The sequence below is a fragment of the Thiolapillus sp. genome (assembly GCF_048562965.1).
Taxonomy (GTDB): domain Bacteria; phylum Pseudomonadota; class Gammaproteobacteria; order Chromatiales; family Chromatiaceae; genus Thiolapillus; species Thiolapillus brandeum_A.
The window spans coordinates 1-1,244 of sequence record NZ_JBHNMF010000847.1 but is presented as its reverse complement, the minus strand read 5'-3'; the positions used below and the strand labels follow the sequence as shown (position 1 = coordinate 1,244).

Sequence of the window (1,244 nt, the reverse complement as noted above, 5' to 3'; positions counted from 1 at the left end):
TAACAAGGTAAGTTCCGGATAAATCGAATACATAAGGGCACATCGAACGACGCCAAACCCCGCCGGACTGCAAAATCATTGTTCGCTACTGGAGGATATTATGCGTAAAACAAAACTGTTTTTTCTTTCCATCCTGGGAGTGCTGCTGTCTTTGCCGGCATTCGCCGAAAACAGTACCAAGGCAGATGGCTACACCATTCACCACAATGCCTTTCTGACCAGCGATCTGTCGCCGGAAATGGCGAAGCAATACAACATCCGCCGCAGCCCCAACCGGGCAATGATCAACATCAGCATCATCAAGGATGTCCCCAACACCACCGGCACGCCTGTAGAGGCCAGAGTATCCGTCACCGCCCACAATCTTCGTGGACAGATCAGAAGAATTCCTTTGCGCGAAATCAAGGAAGAAAACGCTGTGTATTACATCGGAGTGTTCCTGGTTGAAAACCAGGAGTCTATCGACTTCACGATCGAGGCCCAGCCAGCAGGAGACAGCAAGATACTCCACGCCGCCCTGAAGCAACAGTTTTTTACCCGCTGAACAGGCGATCGACCGGTAAATCCTGTGAAAGCACGGGCGGCGGGATCCAGCCAGCTTTTCGCAGCCCAGTCTGTCATCTGGAAGACAGGAAGAACACATGCGACGATGAGGCACTGTAATCAGGCACTTTCCTCTTTGATAACAGGGAAATGCCGGTGACCAACATCAAAGACGCCACGGGCATATGTTGCTAGAGTGGCGTCTTCCCGTTCTGCCATAAAACAAGAATCCTCTTCTCATGAAAAAACTGATTCCCCTCGTCCTGGTACTGCTCATCGGTGGTGGCATATTCGCCTGGTACAAGTACCAGCCCCAGACATCCGACAGCTCGAAGCTGGCTCTCTATGGCAACATCGACATTCGTGAAGCCCAGCTAACTTTCAACGCATCTGAGCACGTGGACAGCATACTGGTGGAGGAAGGTGAACACGTCACCCGGGGCCAGTTGCTGGCGGTGCTGCACCAGGAACTGCTCAAGTCCCAGGTTGCACAGGCACAGGTGGAAGCGAAGCAGCAACTGCTGGCAAAACTGCAGGCAGGCAGCCGCAAGGAAGAAATCGACAAGGCCAAGGCAGAGCTGGAAGCTGCACAGGCGAGAGCCAAGTCCGCCCATGATACCTGGCAGCGTCTGCAGAGACTGACAAGCGTGTCTTCGGCCTCGTGATAGATTTTGGGACATCCCAGTCCCCAAAATCGACTC

2 protein-coding genes are annotated in these 1,244 nt (G+C 53.2%); both read left to right on the top strand.

Annotated elements, in window-relative coordinates; genetic code table 11:
• The first annotated feature begins 100 nt into the window (after positions 1 to 100).
• Positions 101 to 544: a DUF4426 domain-containing protein gene (locus tag ACOCD2_RS20580; protein WP_293650226.1), complete on the top strand. Its 444-nt coding sequence runs from the start codon at positions 101 to 103 to the stop codon at positions 542 to 544.
• 238 nt (positions 545 to 782) lie between these two features.
• Positions 783 to 1,208 (top strand): biotin/lipoyl-binding protein, encoded by a 426-nt coding sequence (locus ACOCD2_RS20575; protein WP_293650225.1) that lies wholly within the window; start codon positions 783 to 785, stop codon positions 1,206 to 1,208.
• Positions 1,209 to 1,244: the final 36 nt, after the last annotated feature.

What these genes read in the sequence shown, in the direction of transcription:
- ACOCD2_RS20575 (WP_293650225.1), top strand. Translation starts at nt 783, where the DNA reads ATGAAAAAACTGATTCCCCTCGTCCTGGTACTGCTCATCGGTGGTGGC.
- ACOCD2_RS20580 (WP_293650226.1), top strand. Translation starts at nt 101, where the DNA reads ATGCGTAAAACAAAACTGTTTTTTCTTTCCATCCTGGGAGTGCTGCTG.